Genomic DNA, 17838 nt, shown 5'->3' on the forward strand with positions numbered 1-17838 from the left:
CCAAGGCGCCATTTGCCCTTTATCTAAGGTGAGGTGCGCGTTCTCGGGAGGCAAGGGGTGGGTTGATGACATCGGAAGAGGGAAAAGACTGGGCCGGCCGCGCCCGTGCGTTGAGTGAACGGCTCTTTCCCGAACGCCAGTTCTATTATCGCAGCCGTGGAATCGTGCACTATCTGTCGCTCGGTAGGCGCACCCAGATTTTGCTCAGCATCCTGTTTCTGGCGGTCGTCGGCTGGACCGGCTTTGCCACCACCTATCTGGTCTTCAAGGACCAGATCATCGCCGCCAAGAACACCCGCATCCATGAGATGGAGCTGGCCTACGAGCAGCTTTCCGACACCCTGCGGGAGACCCAGCTCCATTTCATGAAGCTGACGAACGAGCTCGAAGCCAAGCACAAACGGCTGGTCGATCTGGTCAGCCTCAAGAGCCACCTGTTACAGGAGTTGGGTGACGCCACCCAGGAACTCGATTCGGTGTCGCGCCAGCGCGACCAGGCGCTGGCCATCAAACGCTCGCTCAGCCAGCGCCTGGCCAGCCTGGAGGGCTCCCTGGCCGTCACCGTCGACCATAACGACCAGCTCGACACCTCGCTGCGCCGCGCCGTCGATCAGGTGACCACCCTGACCCGTCAGCGTGACACCGCGCGGCGCACCCGCGACACCGTGATCGCCGAGGTCGAGACCCTCAACGGCCGCCTGGCCGGGCTCAAGATCTCGCAGCAGAATCTGGTCGAACGCATCCAGGAACGCACCGAGATCAGCCTCGGCGAAATGGAGACGATGATCACGCTGACCGGGCTCGAAATCGACGATTTGCTCAAGATCAGCGGCAAATCCCTGCCCCAGGGCACTGGCGGCCCGCTGCTGACGCTGGCGGCGCCCGATCGCGACGGCCTGAAGCTGGGCGACCGTTTCGAATCGAGCGTCTTCCGGCTGGAACAGCACCTCGGCCGCTGGGAAGGCCTGCAGGAAGTCCTCAGGCGCCTGCCGCTGTCGACACCCGTCGACAACTACTATCTCTCGTCGGGCTTCGGCAAGCGCCGCGACCCCTTCACCAAGCGCTGGGCCATGCACGGCGGTCTGGATTTCGCCGGCGTCTTCCGCACACCGGTCTTCGCCACGGCGCCGGGGCGCGTCACCTTCACCGGACGGCGTGGTCCCTATGGCCGGACCATCGAAATAGATCATGGCATGGGACTCAAGACGCGCTATGGTCATCTGCACAGAATTGTCGTCAAGCGCGGGCAATCCATCGAATTCAGACAGAAAATCGGGCTCATGGGTAGTACCGGCCGAAGTACTGGCTCTCACGTTCATTACGAGATACTATTCGCCGACAAACCACAGGATCCCGCAAAGTTTCTGAAGGCTGGAAAATATGTTTTCAAAGACTGACAAGGGCAAAGGGCGCCAGCCCAGCGAAGGTGCCAACGACGTCAAGACCGCACCGTCCATCATCAGTGCCAACCTGCACATCGTCGGCAATCTCAAGACCGAAGGCGAGATTCAGGTCGACGGCACCATCGAGGGCAACGTCTCCAGCCAGTCGCTGACGGTCGGCGAAAAGGCCAAGGTGATGGGCGAAATCGTCGCCGAGGAAGCCCACATCCACGGCGAGGTCAGTGGCAAGATCCGGGCTCGCGTGCTGCAGTTGGCGCGCACCGCCACGGTGGTCGGCGACATCTGGCACGAGGTCTTGGCCATCGAATCGGGAGCCTACATCGAAGGCCAGCTCAGGCGCTCCGACCGACCCCTGGAAGCCGAGGAAAAGAAATTGGGCCGCGTACCCGAGGCCAAGGGCCCGGCGCCCAAGCCGAAGGTCGCCGAGAGCAGCGCCGAAGGCAAGGCCGCGGCGAGCCCGGAAGCACCCGCGGCCACGCCCACCGCGGCGCCGGCGGAGCCGCCGGCCCGACGCGCCGCCGGCAGTTAGTTCGCCCTACCCTACCCTACCCTACCCTACCCTGCCCTAACCTACGGCCCCCTGCGGCTCGGCGCCGAAGCGGCCCTGTTGCAAAAATCGCACGGTCTTGGCGATGACTTGCGGGTGATCGCAGATGAAGGTGTGGTGGGCCTGCTGCTGGCGGCCTGGGGCACGACGCCGGGTAAATGGCTGTTGTGAATATGGCCGTCGAACGCCAGGACGGCACCGCCATCGACTTCGGCAGCGCCCTCAGGCGCAGTTTCGCCGTCTGGCTCCGGGGCCTGGGCGGCGGCCTGCCCGTGGTCAGCCTGAGATTGCCATGGTCCTGGCCTGGAACCGCCTGCGCGACGACGGACAGACGTCCTGGGACCGCGATGGAGGCTTCGTTGTGCGCCACGGCGAGGTCGGATTCTGGCGCGGCCTAGCCGCCTGTCGGGGCATTCCTGGCCATTGCCGCGGTCTGGCTGGCGCTCGAGAGAGCGCTAACGTGAGCGGCAGACGAAAGGCCAGACGACGCGGCTGCCGGCCGGCACGATGCGGCCGTCGCTGGTTTTGTAGGGAATGGAAACCCGCTTCTCGGCCGCCGGCAGGCCGCTGAGTGTCGGCGAATCGAGCGGTGGCGACTTCTTGAACAGCGCCAGCGGATCGAGCCACTGGCCCTCGACCGGAACCAGCATGCGGCGGATCTTGAATTCGCCCAGCTTGCTGAAAAACGCCGTCAGGTGAAGGTGGGAAAAGCCCTGGGCACCGTAATGCCCGCCTTGCGTTCCGGTCTTGCCGGCCAGCGCGATCTTTTGGCCCATGGCCACGCGCTGGCCGATGTCGAGATCCGGCAACTCGCGCAAATGCTTGTATTCGGTGTAGGTCCAAACCCCGAGGCCGGTGTCAGCGGGCGCATGCTGCAGGATCAGCGCCAGGCCGCCGATGGAGGCACCCTCGTGGATGTGCACCACGGTGCCGTCGGCGATGGCCAAAAGCGGCGTGCCCTCGGCCGCCGGGATGTCGTAGCCGCCGTGCAGGCCCTGGTAGAAGCGCCGGCTGCGGCGGCTGCCGTCGCTTCGCGTCGGCGAGGCGAAGTCGGATGTGCCCTTTGGGCAGTCGGCATTTTCGGGATAGACCGCCACCAGGCCAGTGGCCATGAAGCCCCGGGCGCGCATCTGCTCAAGCTTCGCCATCATGGGCGAAAAGGCGGCGACGGCTTCGGGATTGCTATCCTCCGAAACCTTCTCCTGGCTGGCCGGCGGCGGACTTTGCCGGCCTTTCATGCGACCCTTGCGGCCCTTCTTTTGACCCATATAGTTGCCTGCCTTCTGGGCCTCGGCCGGCGGCGTCAGGGCCAGCGCCAGAGCGGCAAGCAAGAGGGCGGCGAAGGGCAGTGTGTTCATGGCGCTATCCTTGGCTACGAGGATATCGCCTCTCCTTCACCAGTGGAAGCCAAAGACGGCCTTGCGCCGGCCCGCCTCAACACCGATCATCGGCGCATCAGTGGCAGGGAGATTAACGTGTCAGAGCTTTTCGATCGCCTCAAGGGTGCCGTCGGAGCGGCCGGGTTCGTTGCCGGCGAGGACGTCGGCCCGCGCTATTTCAGCGACGCCGCCGGCCACCAGGGCGCGCGCCCCAGCCTGGTGCTGCGCCCCGCCTCGACGACCGAGGTCTCGGCAATCCTGGCGCTGTGCCAGGCCACCGGCCAACCCCTGGTGCCCCAGGGCGGCATGACCGGACTGGTGGGTGCCGGCCTGCCGGCCGAAGGCGAGGTGGCGCTGTCGCTAGAACGCCTGAATGCCATCGAGGAGATCGACAGCGAATCGGGCACCATGACGGTGGGCGCCGGAGCGGTGCTGCAGACCATCCAAGAGGCGGCCCTGGCCAAGGGTTTCAGCTTTCCCCTCGATCTCGGCGCCCGCGGCTCCTGCACCATCGGCGGCAACCTCGCCACCAATGCCGGCGGCAACCGGGTCATCCGCTACGGCGTGGCGCGCGAGCTGGTGCTGGGGCTGGAGGCCGTGCTGGCCGACGGCAGCGTCGTCGGCGACCTCAACAAACTGATCAAGAACAACACCGGCTATGACCTGCGCCAGCTTTTCATCGGCTCCGAAGGGACGCTCGGCGTCATCACCCGGGTGACGCTCAGGCTCTACCCCAAGCCGGCCAGCCAGACCGTGGCGCTTTGCGGGCTCGACGACTTTGCCCAGGTGATCCGCTTCCTGCGCCACATGCAGAACGCCTTCAGCGGCGGCATCAGCGCTTTCGAAGTGATGTGGCAGAGCTATTTCAGCGAAGCCCTGAAAGTCACCGGGCAGCGCCCACCGTTTGCCGATCCCCACCCCTTCTATGCCCTGACCGAGGTGTTGGGCGGCTCACCCGAACGCGACCGTGAGGCCTTCGAATATGCCCTCGCCTCGGCCTTTGACAGCGGCCTGATCAACGATGCCGTGGTTGCCAAATCGTTGGCCGAAGTGGTTGAGCTTTGGCAGCTCCGTGATGCCAGCTCCGAGGTCACGCGAAACCTTGCGCCGGTGCTGGGCTACGACGTCAGCATACCTGCGAGCCGCATGGTGGCCTTCGCCGAGGTCTTGACAGCCAGCATCGACGAGCTTCACCCGGGCAACAAAACCGTGATCTTCGGCCACGTCGGCGACGGCAACCTGCACATCACGACAACCGCCGGAGCCTCGGACCCCGAACAGTCCGATGCCGTCAACAACCTGGTCTTCAAACTCACGGCAGCCAACCAGGGCTCGATCTCGGCCGAACACGGCATCGGCATACTCAAACGCCCCTACCTTTCCTACAGCCGCTCCGAGGCCGACATCACCCTGATGCGCACCCTGAAGACCGCCCTGGACCCAAAGGGCATCCTCAGTCCGGGGCGAATTTTTGAGATTTAAGATTAAATATTCCATCTAGTATATTGTTTTCACCATATTTTTTCTCAAAAAAAATTTTGGTAAAAGATTCTTTGGCAAAATTTCCGTTGGCACCCTACCCCACCTTGCGCCCAAAAACCCGCTGCAGCGTGCCCGCAACGAACACCTCGTCGCCAACCTCTTCAAACCCCGCCGCCTCGAAATAACCACGGCACTGACCAATCGTATGCGCCTTACCGGCGCCGCCGCTGAGGGCTTCGGCGAGGCCCCACATGGCGGCATCCAAAGGACCCGTGCGGTCGTCCGTGACCATCTCGCCGACCAGGTGCATCTCGCCGCCGGGCTCCAGCGCCGCAAAGGCCTTGGCCACCACCTGGGCCACCACGGCCTCGTCGTAGATGGGGAGATTGGACGCCATGACGACGACGTCGGCGGCGGGGAAATCGTCGGCCGTGAAGTCGGCGGCGAGTGTCGAAACGCGGTCACTGACACCATTCTCGGCCAGGTATTCCTTGGTCACCTCGACCACCGGCGGCAAATCGAGGACCACCGCCTCGAGGCCCGGGTAGGACTGCACGGCATTGATGCTGTAGGCGCCCGAGCCGCCGCCGAGATCGAGCAGCTTCTTGCGCCCCGCGAGATCGACGGTGCGGGCAAAGAGGCGCCCTGCCCCCATGCCGATGGAATAGGTGGCCGAGTGGTAGGCCCGGGCCTGCTCGACGGTCAAGTCGGCGTACATGCCCAGTACCGTGGGCTCGCGTTTGGCGGCCATGATCTCGCTCAGACGAAACCAGTCGCCCACGCCGGGCCGGGTGAAGGTCATCCAGGGTTCGGCGTAGCGCGCCTCGCCCTTGACCAGAAAACGCGCGGCATCGGGCGCGTTGACCAAGCGCCCGTCCCGCCATTCCAGCAGGCCCATTGCCAGGCAGGCGGTGACCAGGCGCTCGGCGTCCAGTTCCAGCACGTCCATGGCGCCGGCCAATTCGGCGACGCTGCCCACGCCGCCTTCGACGTGGGTGAAAAGCTCGAAATCGAGCGCCGCGAAGAAAGTCGCCGATTCGGTATAGGCCCGGGCCAGTCGTTGCAGCCGCGTCGTATCGATGCCCGCTTTCGCCATGTCTGCGCCCCTCGATTAATAGTCGAAACGAAAATAGTCAGGCCGCCCCAGCGGCCAGAACTCGCCGAAATTTTCGGCCCCGCCGTCGACGTTGAGCACGGCGCCGTTGACGAAGTTGCCGGAAGGTCCGGCCAGGTAGACGCAGGCCTCGGCAATATCCTGCACCGAGCCGATACGGCGCTGGGGATTGTGCACCATGCTGGGCAACGCTTCTTCGGGATAGTTGGCCAGGCCCGGACTGGCCACGGCACCCACCGCCACGGCGTTGACGCGAATGCCGTGCGGTCCCCATTCGACGCTGAGCGACCGGGTGGCCTGTATTTGGCCAGCCCGTGCCGCCATGGAGTGCACGATGCCGGGCATGCACATGCGCGGTATGGCGACCACGTTGACGATGTTGCCGGCCTCTTCGTGCTCGACCCAGCCCTTGGCCGCCGCCTGCATCATGTACCAGGTGCCGTTGAGATTGAGGTCGACCACCGACTGCCAGCCGTTCGGGCTGATGTCGAGTGCCGGCGCCGCGAACTGGCCACCGGCGTTGTTGACCAGCACGTCGAGCCGGCCGAAGCGCTCGAAGACCTCATGGGTGAAATCGGCCACGGCCTCCGGATCGCGGATCGACAGGGGCCGGGTGAAGCAGGCGATACCCAGCTCACCCAGGGTTTCTTCCAGCCCCTGCATCTTCTCCGCCGTACGGCTGCAGGAAACGATGGTGGCGCCGAGGCGCCCGAACAGGATGCTTGTCGCCAGGCCGATGCCGCCGGCACCGCCGGTCACCAGCACCACCTGGCCGGCGAAAAGATCGTCGCGGTAGACCGTGGGCAGTGCCGCCAGTTCCTCGGGCGATAGAGGTTTGCGAAATTCCTCGCTCATGGCCTTGCGCCTCCGTAATCGACGTCGAAATAGTCCGGCCGGCCCAGCGGCCAGTACTCGCCCCAGACGTCGGCGCCGCCGTCGACGGTCAACACGATGCCGTTGACGAACGAGGCCGAGGGCGACGAGAGATAGGCGCTGGCCTCGGCGATGTCATGCACCGTGCCCAGCCGGCGCATGGGATTGTGGTCGAAGCTGGGCCTGGCGGTCGGGGGATAATTGACCAGGCCGGGGCTGGCGATGATGCCGATGGCGACGCAGTTGACGCGGATGCCCAGCGGCCCCCATTCGACGGCCAGGGAACGGCTGACCGCGATCTCGCCGGCCCGCGAGGCCACGGTGTGGGGAATGCCGGTGCTGCACATGCCGGGCACCGTCACCATGTTGACGATCGATGCGGCTTGGTCGCGCTCGGCCCACTCTCGCGCCGCCGCCTGCATCATCAGCCAAGCCCCGGTCAGGTTGGTGTCGACCACGGCCCGCCATCCCTTGGGGCTGATGTCCAGCGCCGGGGCCGCGAACTGGCCGCCGGCGTTGTTGATCAGCACGTCGAGACGGCCATAGCGCTCGAAGGTGGCCGCGATCAAGTCGTCCACCTGATCGGCCTCGCGGATCGTCATGGCCTGGGTGAAGCATTCGATGCCCAACTCGCCCAGCGCCGCCTCCAGCCCGGCCATCTTCTCGGCCGTGCGGCCGCAGGAAACGATGGTCGCGCCCAAGCGCCCAAAGAGCACGCAAGTAGCCAGGCCGATGCCGCCGGCACCGCCGGAGATCAGCACCACCTGGCCGGCGAAGAGATCATCGTGAAAGGAGGTGGGCAGCGCCGCCAGTTCGGCCGCCGTCAGGGCTTGGTAATGGTCGGGGGTGTCGTCGGACATTTTTTTCCTCAGCGTATCCAGATCGCGCCGCATGATGGGCCGGAGGCGCCCGACGGTCCAGAAGGAAGCGGCATTCTTTGTTTTCCGCTACCATGACGGCCGCCTCCCAGGATCTTTCGGAATCCACCGCCGTGAACCGCGCCGAACGCCGCCGCCAGCTCAAAGCCCAGAAGAAGGCCGCCAAACGGGGTGGCGCCAGCGCTGCCGCGGCGCTTTACGACGAGGGCAACCGGCTCTGGGCGCTGGGCCGCCTGGCCGACGCGGAAGCCGCCTACCGCCAGGCCATCGCGGCCCGTCCGGAATTTCCCGAGGCGCTGAGCAACCTGGGCAGCGTGCTGCAGAGCACCGGCCGGCTCGGCGAGGCCGATGCGGTCTTCCGCCAGGCCCTGGCGCTGATGCCCGGCAACCCGCTGATCCTGACGAATTTGGGGGTGGTGTCGGAGGGCGGCGGCCGGAGGGACGAAGCCATCGCCTGCTTCCGCCAGGCCATCGCCGCCGAGGCCGGCCACCTGCCGGCCTACCGCAACCTGGTTGCGGTGCAGGCCGAAAGTGGCGACCGGGCCCGGCGCCATCGTCACCTTGCAACAATTGCTCTCGATCCAACCCGGCGACGCCCTGGCGCAGGCCGACTTGGGCAAGCTGCTGCGCCTTGAGGGCGAGTTTGATTCCGCCCACGCGGCACTCGGGCGCGCCCTCGATCTCGACCCCGGGCTGGCCCGGGCCCACAACGAAATGGGCAACCTCAAGGGCGACACGGGCGAGGGCGACGGCGCCCTCGCCGCCTACCAGCGTGCCGTCGAACTCGACCCCGCCTTCGACGAGGCCCACGCCAACCTGCTGCGCCTGGCGGCCGAAAGGGGCGATGCCGGATTGGCCCGCGCCTCGATCCGGCGCATGCTGGAGAAGAACCCCGATTTCGCTCCGGCCCACAACGAACTCGGCAACGCGCTTTCGGCCGAGGGCGACATCGAGGGCGCCACCGTTGCCTACCACCGCGCCATCGAGATCGACCCGAACTTCGCCGGCGCCCACAACAACCTGGGCAATGCCCTGAAAGAAGCGCTGCGTTTCGACGAGGCGCTGGCCGCTTATGGCCGGGCGCTCGAGCTCAAGCCCGGCGACGCCACCATCCTCAAGAACCTGGGTATTGCAGAACGCTGTGCCGACCGGCCCTACCAGGCCATAGCGCGTTATCAAGAAGCCCTGGCCGCGGCGCCCGGCGACGGACAGCTGCTCTCGCTGCTGGCGGCAGCACAAATGCAGGTGGGCGATGCCCAGGCGGCGCTGGCGAGCTACGACGGCATTTTGAGGGGCGCACCCGACGACATCGAGGCGCTCTGCAACCGTTCGGCACCGCTGCTCATGCTGGGGGACTTCGCCGCCGGCTATGCCGCCCAGGAGTACCGCTGGCGCAGCATCGAAAGCCGGGCGCTGGGCCAGGCTGAATGGGCCGGCGAGGACCTGGCCGGCCGCGGCATCCGGGTATGGAGCGAACAGGGCCTCGGCGACGTCGTGCTGTTCGCCTGCTGCCTGCCCGAGTTGGCGGCCCGGGGGCCGGGCGCGTGGTGCTCGAGGTCGAGCCCCGGCTGGTGGCGCTGTTCGCCCGCTCCTTCCCCGGCCTCGAGGTGGTGGTGCAGAGCGATCCGCCGGAAACGGCTGCCCGTGGCACCGATTACCAGATCGCCATCGCCTCGTTGCCGCGCTGGCTGCGCCCGGACTTGGCGGCCTTCCCCCAGGACCGGGAATATCTGCGGGCCGATGCCGGCGCCCGGGCTCGCTGGCTCGAGCACCTGGCGGCGCTGGGCCCGGGCCTCAAGGTTGGCATCCTGTGGCGCAGCGCCCTGATCACCGCCGACCGCCAGCGCTACTATTCCCAGATCGCCGACTGGGGCCCGATTCTGCGGCTCCCCGGCATCCATTTCGTCAACCTGCAATATGGCGGCGGCGAGACCGACTTGGCCCGCCTCGATGCCGACCTCGCGGCGCGGGTCGAGAGTTTCCCCGACCTCGATCTGACCGCCGAGATCGACGATTCGACGGCGCTGGTGGCCGGCCTCGACCTGATCCTCTCGCCCTTCTCGACCACCGCCTGGCTGGCTGGCGCCCAGGGCATACCGACCTGGGTCATGAGCCAGCCCGGCGATTGGCTGCAGCTCGGCACCGACGGCTTTCCCTGGCTGCCCAGCGTGCGCATATTCCTCAAGCCCATCGGCGAGGGCTGGCCGCGGGTGCTGGAGGACGTCGCCGCTGAGCTGGGTGAACTGGCGAAAGGCTGAGTAATGAAGGGACTGCTTCCACTGGCTGGCGGCTTTCTGCTGGCAGCAGCCATTGTCAACTCGCAGGCAAGCGCCAAATCCGCCTGGGTTCCCCTTCCCCAACTGGGGTCCGGGAGCGTCGAGTTGCGGCTGGCCCACGCCGTCAACCCGCGCCTGCCCGCGCTCGAGCGCAGCGAATTGGCGACACTGCTGGACGAGGCGCGCCAGGTGGTTCGGAAGCATTTCCACATCGATCTGAAATTCACCGAACCCGAGGAGGTATCGGTGGCGCAATTGCTGGCCGCCATTCCGGCAAAGGCCCTGCGGGCACGCCGCGGCGAGATCTATGATTTCAAGAAGGGAACGGGAGATCGCTCACGCCTGATCCAAGGTCTCGAGCGAACCCTTGAGGAAAGGGTTGTCGACCTCGGCGCAAGCATCGCCTACGCCCGGCCCCATCTCTTGGCCCCGCTAACGGAGCCGACCTTCGCGGCTTTCGCAAAGACCCTGGTGGATACCCATTTGCGGCGCCTGGGGCACTGGCACGGCTTGCGTAGCGCCACGGGTGAACGCGTCATCGACGCAAGCGGGGCCAACGAATGGATCGTCTGGGACCTTCTCGGCTATAGCGGTATGCCCTATGACGTCATCGTCACCAATCAGCTCGTGGCCAGCGCCGAATATGACGATGCCGCCATAAATTCGTCACTGCGCGGCGGCGTCAGCGCGGGCGGCACCAGTTACAACAAATCGGGCCGCTACCGGACCTTTTCCTTTCTCAGCACCTTTCCCTTCAGCGAACACCAAGCCTTGCCCCGAGGCATGGGCGGCACCGCGGATCGCGCCCAGGCGGTGCGCCTGGCCGGCAAATACCTGGCCCATGAAATCGGCCACATGCTGCTGCTGTTGGCCCACCCCTACGGCAATCCGGCCTGCGTCATGCGGCCGGAGCCCTTGTTCGATTTCGCCGCCTGGGCACGCGGTTTGAATGCCTCAAAATGCAAAATCGGCAGCAGCCCGGCCATGAAGCCGGGGGTAGCGAAGATCGGTTTCCGAACGGACTGGTAGGCTACGCCGGAATGGCCAGGCGGTAGAGGCGGCCGGGAATCCAGCCCTGGCTTTCGTGGCGCAGGTCGATGGCCCGGCTTTCCGCGATCGTCATGGCGTGGCGCCCGGCGAGTTCGGCGACATAGGCCTGGGAATGGCCGTAACGGCAGCTCGGGCGCAGCTCGAAGCCAGGGCCGGCGAACTCTTCGACGCTGAAGGCAAGTTCCGCTCCCACCGGCTCGGCGGCCCCGGCCACGGCGGCGAAAACCTCTTCCAGGTCGCCCACGTAGGTGAACACGTCGGTGGCCAAGAAAAGATCGAAACGTTCCCTGGCGCGGCGCAAAAAGGAAACGATGTCGGCACATTCCAGGTGATGGTAGATCTCCCGCCGGCCGGCCTCGGCGATCATCCGGGGGGCCAGGTCGATGCCGATCAGCCGTCCACAGAGATCGCCGAAAGCCGCCCCCGCCAGGCCCGTGCCGCAGCCCAGGTCGAGGGCATTGGCGAAGCGGGCGTCGTCGGGGTAAGAGGCGCGCAATTGCCGCGGCGCGCTGTATTCCAGGCGCTCGACGACGTGCGCCTCGAAATAGCCGGCGTAGTTGTCGAAAAGCTCGCCCACGTAGCTGGCCGGCGGCCGGGGCACGGTCTCACCGGCCAGTGCCGCCCGGGCGAAAACCGCAACCTCGGCCAGCGCGCCCTTGGCTTGCGGCAGCAGCCGATCGTACTCGGCGATCGCTTCTTCGTGGCGGCCGAGCTGCTGCAGGGTCCGCGCCAAACCGTGGCGGGCCGGCAGGAAGTCGGCCTTGGCGGCCAGGATGCGCCGGTATTCTGCCTCGGCTTCGAGGTTCCGGCCCGTGTCCTCCCAGATCCGGACCCGGTTGTAACGCGGCTGGGGCAAGCCGGGCGACGCTTCGAGGGCCTGGCCGAAGAAATCCGCGGCCCTCTCGATGTCGCCCCGCAGACGCCAGACGTTTCCCAGGTTGGTCAGCACCTGAGCCGTTGCCACCACCCCAACGGCCCCACTTGCGGCCCGGGCACGAATCCGTTCGAGGTGGCGCTCCGCCTGGTCCAGCTCGCCAAGCTCGGCATAGAAGGCGCCCAAAAGATTGTTGCCGTCGAAATCGTCCGGGTTGTCGGCCAGCACCCGGGCCAGCAGCTTGACCGCTCCCGCCACGTCCCCCCGGCGATGACGCCCCAGCGCCTTCTTCACCCGCTTGTCGACAACCGCCATGCCGCCATGCTATCGCAAAGCGCCGCCCCCGGTCACAGGCGGTGGTCCAGCCCGAGAAAAAAGGAAGCAAAAGCATGAGCGATCTAGTGCGCAGCGACGAAAACGGCATCGCCACCCTGACCATGAACCGCCCCCAGGTGCGCAACGCCTTGAGCATGGAGATGCGCCAGGACCTCGACCGCCAATTGATGGCCATCGAGCACGATCCCAGCATCCGCTGTGTGGTGATGCGCGGCGAGGGCGAGCACTTCATGGCCGGCGGCGACGTCAAGAGCTTCATGGATTACGCCCGCATGCCGGCCGACGAGCGCCGCACCATGTTCCTGGCCCGGATACATGAGCTGCACACCATCATGTTCACCATCCAGCGCATGAGCCAGCCCATCATCGCCAGCGTGCGCGGCGCCGCGGCCGGGGCCGGCGTCTCCTTCGCGCTCATGTGCGACATGGTGATCGCCAGCGAGGACGCTTTCTTCACGCTGGCCTACAGCGCCATCGGCACCAGCCCCGATGGCTCCTCCACCTACTTCCTGCCGCGTGCCGTGGGCACCAAGAAGGCCATGGAAATCGCCCTCTTGGGCGACCGCTTCACGGCCCAGGAGGCGCTGGAGATGGGGCTGATCAACCGCGTCGTGGCCACCGACGACCTGATCGACGAGACCGCCAAGCTGGCCGCCCGCCTGGCCCAGGGCCCGACCCGGGCCTATGGCAACACCAAGCGCCTGATCCGCAATTCCTTCGACCGCTCGCTGGAGGCCCAACTGCAGGCCGAGGCCGAAGGTTTCGCCGACAGCGCCATGGCCGACGACTGGGTCGAAGGCGTCACGGCCTTCAACGAAAAACGCAAACCCGAATTCAAGGGTTCATGAGAACGGCTTAGAGCGGGGAGCGAGGAGAAGAAGCATGGTCTTCGATCCCCGCATGCCGGAACGCGAGGCCTGTGTTCTGGGCTATCAGCTGGAACGCTGGGCCCGGGAGAAACCAGACCAAACCGCCATCATCTTCCATGGCGGCGAAACCTGGACCTGGGGCGAGACCCTGGAACTGGTCCGCCGGGCGGCCAAGGGCCTCCAGGACATGGGGGTGAAAAAGGGCGAACACGTGCTCTCGTGGCAGCCCAACAACCGCGAAGCGGTTCTCACCTGGTTCGGCCTGAACTATCTCGGCGCCGTCTACGTGCCCATCAACACCGCCTACAAAGGCAATCTGCTGCGGCACCTGGTGGAGCTCTCGGACGCCAGCCTGATCGTCTCTCACGCCGATCTGGCGCCGCGTCTCGACAGCATCGGCAGGGGGCTGCTGAGCGACGCCATCATCACGGGCGGCGAGGCGGCACTTGAGCACCTCACCGTGCATCCCGAATCGGCGCTGCTGCCGAAACAGGGCTTGGCCGAGATGCCTGACCCGGTCGAGCCCTGGGACACCCAGTACATCATCTTCACGTCGGGCACGACCGGGCCCTCGAAGGCGGTGCTGTCGTCCTACGTTCAGGGCTATTCCATGGGGCCCGAGGCGCACCCCTACGTCGAGGAAAGCGACCGCTCATTGGTCAACCTGCCGCTCTTTCACGTTGGCGGCACCATCTACATGGTGATGACGCTTGGGAACGGCGGCTCGTGCTTCGTCGACACCCATTTCAAGACCGAAGAGTTCTGGGACACGGTTCGCACCTACGAGATCACCGCGAGCTGCCTGGTGGCGGCGATGATCCCCTTTCTACTGAAATTGCCGCCCAGCAACCAAGACCTCGACCATCCCATGAAAAAGGCGCTCTGCGTGCCCTGGAACGAGGACGCCATGGCGCTGGGCAAACGCCACGGCATCGACATGCGCACCACCTTCAACATGACGGAGATTTCGGCCTCCATGGTATCGGAATCCTATCCCCCGCAAAGCGGCACCTGCGGCCGTGTTCGGGCCGGCGTCGAAGCCCGGGTGGTGGACGAGAACGACTGCGAGGTGGCACCCGGCCAGACCGGCGAGCTGATCCTGCGCACCGACCGCCCCTGGGCCATGAACCACGGCTATTACAAGAACCCCGAAGCCACGGCGCGGGCCTGGCGCAACGGCTGGTTCCACACCGGCGACGGCTTCTATTACGACGACGAGGGGTATTTCTATTTCGTCGACCGCATCAAGGACGCCATCCGGCGCCGCGGCGAAAATATCTCGTCGTTCGAGGTGGAGAACGAGGTCACCGCCTTTGCCGCCGTCCGCGAGGCCGCCGCCATACCGGTGCCCAGCGAATTGGGCGAGGACGAGGTCATGGTGGTGGTGGCGCCGGTCGAAGGCAGCGAAATCGATCCCCTCGAGCTCTTCCGTTTCCTCGAGCCCCGCATGGCGCATTTCATGCTGCCTAGGTTCGTTCGCATCGTCGACGAATTGCCCAAGACGCCGACCCAGAAGGTGCAAAAGCACCTCTTGAAGGAGCGCGGCGTGACCAACAAGACCTGGGATCGCGAGGCGGCGGGGATCACCGTCAAGCGCGAAAAGATCGGCGCCTGAGGCGAGAGGAAATACCGTGTCGGAGCCATCATCGCGCGATCTCCTGGAGAAAATTGAGGCGGCCAGGGCCCAGGTCATGGACGAGGCCCGGCCCGAGGCCGTGGCCAAGCGCCGCAGCCAGGGCCTGGCCACGGCCCGCGAACGCATCGCCGGCTTGGTGGATGCCGGCAGCTTTCGCGAGATCGGCTCCCTGGTCGAGCCCGACCGCGACAACGAGCTCAACCGGGACCTGGTGGCCCCGGCCGACGGCGCCATCACCGGCAGGGGAATGCTGGAGGGCCGCGAGGCCTGCCTGGTGGCCCACGACTACACCGTCCACGGCGGCTCCGTCGGCGGTGCCGGCGACCGCAAGATGCGGCGGCTGCTTTACTGGGCGGCCGACCGCGGCCTGCCGCTGGTGATGCTGCTGGAGGGCGGCGGGCACCGCATCCAGGACGGCATGAACTCGGCCCATTTCGCCGCCGCCTCGCCGGTCTTCAACGACCTGGCCCGGCTATCGGGCTGGGTGCCGAACGTCGCCGCCATCATGGGCCAGGGCTTCGCCGGCCCCACCAACTTTGCCGCACTGGCCGATTTCGTGGTCATGATCCGGGGCAAATCGACCATGGGCATGGCCGGCCCGGCCCTGGTCAAGGCCGGCACGGGCGAGGAAATTTCCAAGGAAGACCTCGGCGGCGCCAAGCGCCAGGCCGACCAGCAGGGCATCGCCGATCTGGCCGTCGAGACGGAAGAGGAGTGCTACGCGGCGATCCGGAATTTTCTTTCCTACCTGCCGCAAAACGCCACCCAGCCGCCGCCCATCCGCTCTTGCGACGACCCGGCGGAGCGCCGCGACGAGATTCTCCTCGACCTGGTTCCGGCCGACAGCCGCAAGGTCTACGACGTGCGCAAGGTGATCGAGGTCATCGCCGACAGGGACAGCGTCTTCGAGATCAAACCCAAATACGCCCGCAACATCGTCACCTGCTTCGCCCGGCTGGCCGGCCGGCCGGTGGGATTCGTGGCCAACCAGCCCCTGCGCAAGGGCGGAATCTTGGACTCACCGGCGTCGGAGAAAGTGGCGCACTTCATAGCCGTATGCGACGCCTTCGGCCTGCCGCTGGTGTCGCTGATCGACATTCCGGGCTTCGCCATCGGCTCGCCGGCCGAACTCAGCGGGCTCGGCCGGCGCAGCGGACGGCTGATGTTCGAGATGGGCATCGCCACGGTGCCGCTGGTCTCGATCGTGCTGCGCAAGGGCTACGGTGGCGGCTATTACGCCATGGCCGGCGGCCGGGCCTTCGACGCCGATGCCGCCTTCGCCTGGCCCACGGCCGAGATCTGCGCCATGTCGATAGAGGGCGCGGTGGACGTGGCCTACAAGCGCGACTACCAGGCCGCCGCCGACCCCGCCGCCGCCCGCCAGGCCATGATCGAGCGCATCAAAAGCCAGACCGGCGCCACCCTGGCGGCCCGCGATTTCGGCATCGACCAGGTCATCGATCCCCGCGACACGCGCCGCATCTTGATCGAAACCTTCGCATCGTGCCCGCCGCGGCGGCGCGACTCGGGCCCGCCGCGAGTGCGGCCGATTTCGCCGATTTAGGGGCGCGGCCCCCATTTTTGTCATTCTCGCGAAAGCGGGAACCCAGGTTTTGTGCCGTTTATTGCCATCTTCCGCCCACCGCTACCGGGAAAACCCAAACAAACCTGGGTCCCCGCTTTCGCGAGGATGACACCAAGCAAACGAACCCCTACCCCAGCCGCTTGGCGATTTCCTCGATCATGACCTCGCTGGCACCGCCGCCGATGGACATGATGCGGGCGTCGCGCGAGAGGCGTTCGATGGGGCTTTCGCGCATGTAGCCCATGCCGCCGTGGAGCTGCACGCAGTCGTACATGACGCGATTGTTGAGCTCGGCCGCCAGCACCTTGACCATCGAGGTTTCCTTGACGCAATCGATGCCCTGTTCGTCCAGCCAGGCGGCGTGATACATCAACTGCCGCACGGCTTCCAACTCCGCCGCCAGCAGCGAAATCTTGTGGCGCACCACCTGCTGGTCCCAGAGCGTGCCGCCGAAAGCCTGGCGCTGCTTGACCCACTCCAGCGTCAACTCCAGCGCCTTGGCCGACTGCCCGGCGCCAGGTGGCGCCCATGACCAGGCGCTCGTTCTGGAAGTTGTCCATGATGGCGTAGAAGCCCCGGTTTTCCTCGCCCAACAGGTTCTCGGCCGGGATGCGGCAATCATCGAAGGAAAGCTCGGCCGTGTCGGAACAGAGCCAGCCGGTCTTGTCGAGCTTGCGGCTGACCTTGAGGCCCGGCGTTCCCGCCTCGACGATAAAGAGCGAAATACCGCGACTGCCCTTGGCGGACGCGTCGGTGCGGGCGGCGACGATGATGATGTCGCCGTAGACGCCGTTGGTGATGAACATTTTTGCCCCATTGAGCACCCACTCGTCACCCTCGCGAACGGCCTTCGTCTTGAGCCCGGCCACGTCCGAGCCAGCGCCGGGTTCGGTCACGGCGATGGCGCAGACTTTTCGCCCGGCACAGAGGTCAGGCAGGTATTTCTGTTTTTGCGCCTCCGTGCCGCGGCGGCTGATGTGGGTGGCCGAGCAGTCCGTGTGCACGGTTACGGCGGCCGAAAAGCCGCCGAAAGTGGAACGTCCCAACTCTTCGGCCAGCACCATGCTACTCAGCGTTCCCAGCCCGGCGCCGCCGTGTTCCTCCGCATGACGCATGCCAAGAAGGCCAAGCTCGCCCATCTTGACGAAGACTTCGCGCGGTACCTTGCCCGCTTCTTCCCAGGCCGCACCTTCGGGTACCACCTCGGTATCCACGAAGCGGCGCACCTGGTCGCGCAACAGACGGTGCTCAATGCTGATGAATTCGGGATCAAAGGACTGAATGGCACTCATGGCAGGCAAGCTTTCGTTTGGCTGGGGGGAAAGGGGTCAAATATTCGGGCGACATGCAACACAGGTGAGTTAGTAGCACATAGGGCCGGACGAAAGGCCCCGCTCACTCCCTCTCTTCGTCCTTCACGATTTCCTCGCCGACCAGCGCCAGCCGGCATTTCGGGCCGAGCCTGGTGTGGCCTGCCCCCCGAAAACTGGTCCAGCCCGGATGTTAGGATTGGGTTGGCTTGAAGGAGGGCAAAAT

15 protein-coding genes and 1 pseudogene are annotated in these 17838 nt (G+C 66.0%); 10 read left to right on the forward strand and 6 right to left on the reverse strand.

Annotated features, from left to right (window positions below):
* Positions 1-65: 65 nt before the first annotated feature.
* The 3 genes from QGG75_09375 (at position 66) to QGG75_09385 (ending at position 2348) form a co-directional block, all read left to right on the forward strand.
* Positions 66-1397 carry a peptidoglycan DD-metalloendopeptidase family protein gene (locus tag QGG75_09375; protein ID MDP6067447.1) on the forward strand — a complete coding sequence of 444 codons (1332 nt, stop codon included), beginning with the start codon at positions 66-68 and terminating at the stop codon, positions 1395-1397.
* Entirely contained in the window at positions 1381-1932 is a 552-nt protein-coding gene (locus QGG75_09380; GenBank protein MDP6067448.1) for a polymer-forming cytoskeletal protein, read from the forward strand. The genes QGG75_09375 and QGG75_09380 overlap by 17 nt, the downstream gene beginning before the upstream one ends.
* Positions 1933-2108: 176 nt before the next feature.
* Positions 2109-2348, forward strand: a complete 240-nt coding sequence (locus QGG75_09385) for a hypothetical protein (protein ID MDP6067449.1) — start codon at positions 2109-2111, stop codon at positions 2346-2348.
* 57 nt (positions 2349-2405) lie between these two features.
* Here the strand turns inward: QGG75_09385 and QGG75_09390 are convergent, their stop codons facing one another.
* Positions 2406-3308: a M23 family metallopeptidase gene (locus QGG75_09390; GenBank protein MDP6067450.1), complete on the reverse strand. Its 903-nt coding sequence runs from the start codon at positions 3306-3308 to the stop codon at positions 2406-2408.
* Positions 3309-3425: 117 nt separating this feature from the next.
* Between QGG75_09390 and QGG75_09395 the strand changes: the two genes are divergently transcribed.
* Positions 3426-4811: an FAD-binding oxidoreductase gene (locus QGG75_09395; GenBank protein ID MDP6067451.1), complete on the forward strand. Its 1386-nt coding sequence runs from the start codon at positions 3426-3428 to the stop codon at positions 4809-4811.
* A gap of 94 nt (positions 4812-4905) precedes the next feature.
* On the opposite strand, the gene QGG75_09400 is transcribed toward QGG75_09395, so the two are convergent.
* The 3 genes from QGG75_09400 to QGG75_09410 are packed head-to-tail and all read right to left on the reverse strand — an operon-like array spanning position 4906 to position 7658.
* Entirely contained in the window at positions 4906-5907 is a 1002-nt protein-coding gene (locus tag QGG75_09400) for a methyltransferase (GenBank protein ID MDP6067452.1), read from the reverse strand.
* 15 nt (positions 5908-5922) lie between these two features.
* Positions 5923-6780 carry an SDR family oxidoreductase gene (locus tag QGG75_09405; protein MDP6067453.1) on the reverse strand — a complete coding sequence of 286 codons (858 nt, stop codon included), beginning with the start codon at positions 6778-6780 and terminating at the stop codon, positions 5923-5925.
* Entirely contained in the window at positions 6777-7658 is an 882-nt protein-coding gene (locus QGG75_09410) for an SDR family oxidoreductase (GenBank protein MDP6067454.1), read from the reverse strand. The genes QGG75_09405 and QGG75_09410 overlap by 4 nt, the downstream gene beginning before the upstream one ends.
* Before the next feature lie 92 nt (positions 7659-7750).
* Between QGG75_09410 and QGG75_09415 the strand changes: the two genes are divergently transcribed.
* The 3 genes from QGG75_09415 to QGG75_09425 all read left to right on the forward strand — a co-directional run bounded on the left by QGG75_09415 (position 7751) and on the right by QGG75_09425 (position 10981).
* Positions 7751-8311 carry a tetratricopeptide repeat protein gene (locus tag QGG75_09415; GenBank protein ID MDP6067455.1) on the forward strand — a complete coding sequence of 187 codons (561 nt, stop codon included), beginning with the start codon at positions 7751-7753 and terminating at the stop codon, positions 8309-8311.
* A complete protein-coding gene (locus QGG75_09420; GenBank protein MDP6067456.1) occupies positions 8208-9503 on the forward strand; it encodes a tetratricopeptide repeat protein in 1296 nt (431 codons plus the stop codon). The genes QGG75_09415 and QGG75_09420 overlap by 104 nt, the downstream gene beginning before the upstream one ends.
* Positions 9504-10057: 554 nt before the next feature.
* Positions 10058-10981 (forward strand): hypothetical protein, encoded by a 924-nt coding sequence (locus QGG75_09425; GenBank protein MDP6067457.1) that lies wholly within the window; start codon positions 10058-10060, stop codon positions 10979-10981.
* A gap of 1 nt (position 10982) precedes the next feature.
* Here QGG75_09425 and QGG75_09430 read toward each other — a convergent pair whose 3' ends face one another.
* Positions 10983-12191 carry a tetratricopeptide repeat protein gene (locus QGG75_09430; protein MDP6067458.1) on the reverse strand — a complete coding sequence of 403 codons (1209 nt, stop codon included), beginning with the start codon at positions 12189-12191 and terminating at the stop codon, positions 10983-10985.
* A 74-nt stretch (positions 12192-12265) separates the two neighbouring features.
* Here QGG75_09430 and QGG75_09435 point away from each other — a divergent pair, with 74 nt between their 5' ends.
* The 3 genes from QGG75_09435 to QGG75_09445 are packed head-to-tail and all read left to right on the forward strand — an operon-like array spanning position 12266 to position 16281.
* Positions 12266-13060, forward strand: a complete 795-nt coding sequence (locus tag QGG75_09435) for an enoyl-CoA hydratase (GenBank protein ID MDP6067459.1) — start codon at positions 12266-12268, stop codon at positions 13058-13060.
* A 34-nt stretch (positions 13061-13094) separates the two neighbouring features.
* Positions 13095-14696 carry an AMP-binding protein gene (locus tag QGG75_09440; GenBank protein ID MDP6067460.1) on the forward strand — a complete coding sequence of 534 codons (1602 nt, stop codon included), beginning with the start codon at positions 13095-13097 and terminating at the stop codon, positions 14694-14696.
* Between the two features lie 16 nt (positions 14697-14712).
* Positions 14713-16281 (forward strand): carboxyl transferase domain-containing protein, encoded by a 1569-nt coding sequence (locus QGG75_09445; protein MDP6067461.1) that lies wholly within the window; start codon positions 14713-14715, stop codon positions 16279-16281.
* A gap of 148 nt (positions 16282-16429) precedes the next feature.
* On the opposite strand, the pseudogene QGG75_09450 reads toward QGG75_09445, so the two are convergent.
* Positions 16430-17594: pseudogene (locus tag QGG75_09450) on the reverse strand (acyl-CoA dehydrogenase family protein).
* Between the last annotated feature and the right edge of the window lie 244 nt (positions 17595-17838).

Source organism: Alphaproteobacteria bacterium (assembly GCA_030740435.1).
GTDB lineage: Bacteria > Pseudomonadota > Alphaproteobacteria > UBA2966 > UBA2966.

What these genes read in the sequence shown, in the direction of transcription:
- QGG75_09375 (MDP6067447.1), top strand. Translation starts at nt 66, where the DNA reads ATGACATCGGAAGAGGGAAAAGACTGGGCCGGCCGCGCCCGTGCGTTG.
- QGG75_09380 (MDP6067448.1), top strand. Translation starts at nt 1,381, where the DNA reads ATGTTTTCAAAGACTGACAAGGGCAAAGGGCGCCAGCCCAGCGAAGGT.
- QGG75_09385 (MDP6067449.1), top strand. Translation starts at nt 2,109, where the DNA reads ATGGCTGTTGTGAATATGGCCGTCGAACGCCAGGACGGCACCGCCATC.
- QGG75_09390 (MDP6067450.1), bottom strand. Translation starts at nt 3,308, where the DNA reads ATGAACACACTGCCCTTCGCCGCCCTCTTGCTTGCCGCTCTGGCGCTG.
- QGG75_09400 (MDP6067452.1), bottom strand. Translation starts at nt 5,907, where the DNA reads ATGGCGAAAGCGGGCATCGATACGACGCGGCTGCAACGACTGGCCCGG.
- QGG75_09405 (MDP6067453.1), bottom strand. Translation starts at nt 6,780, where the DNA reads ATGAGCGAGGAATTTCGCAAACCTCTATCGCCCGAGGAACTGGCGGCA.
- QGG75_09410 (MDP6067454.1), bottom strand. Translation starts at nt 7,658, where the DNA reads ATGTCCGACGACACCCCCGACCATTACCAAGCCCTGACGGCGGCCGAA.
- QGG75_09415 (MDP6067455.1), top strand. Translation starts at nt 7,751, where the DNA reads ATGACGGCCGCCTCCCAGGATCTTTCGGAATCCACCGCCGTGAACCGC.
- QGG75_09430 (MDP6067458.1), bottom strand. Translation starts at nt 12,191, where the DNA reads ATGGCGGTTGTCGACAAGCGGGTGAAGAAGGCGCTGGGGCGTCATCGC.
- QGG75_09435 (MDP6067459.1), top strand. Translation starts at nt 12,266, where the DNA reads ATGAGCGATCTAGTGCGCAGCGACGAAAACGGCATCGCCACCCTGACC.
- QGG75_09440 (MDP6067460.1), top strand. Translation starts at nt 13,095, where the DNA reads ATGGTCTTCGATCCCCGCATGCCGGAACGCGAGGCCTGTGTTCTGGGC.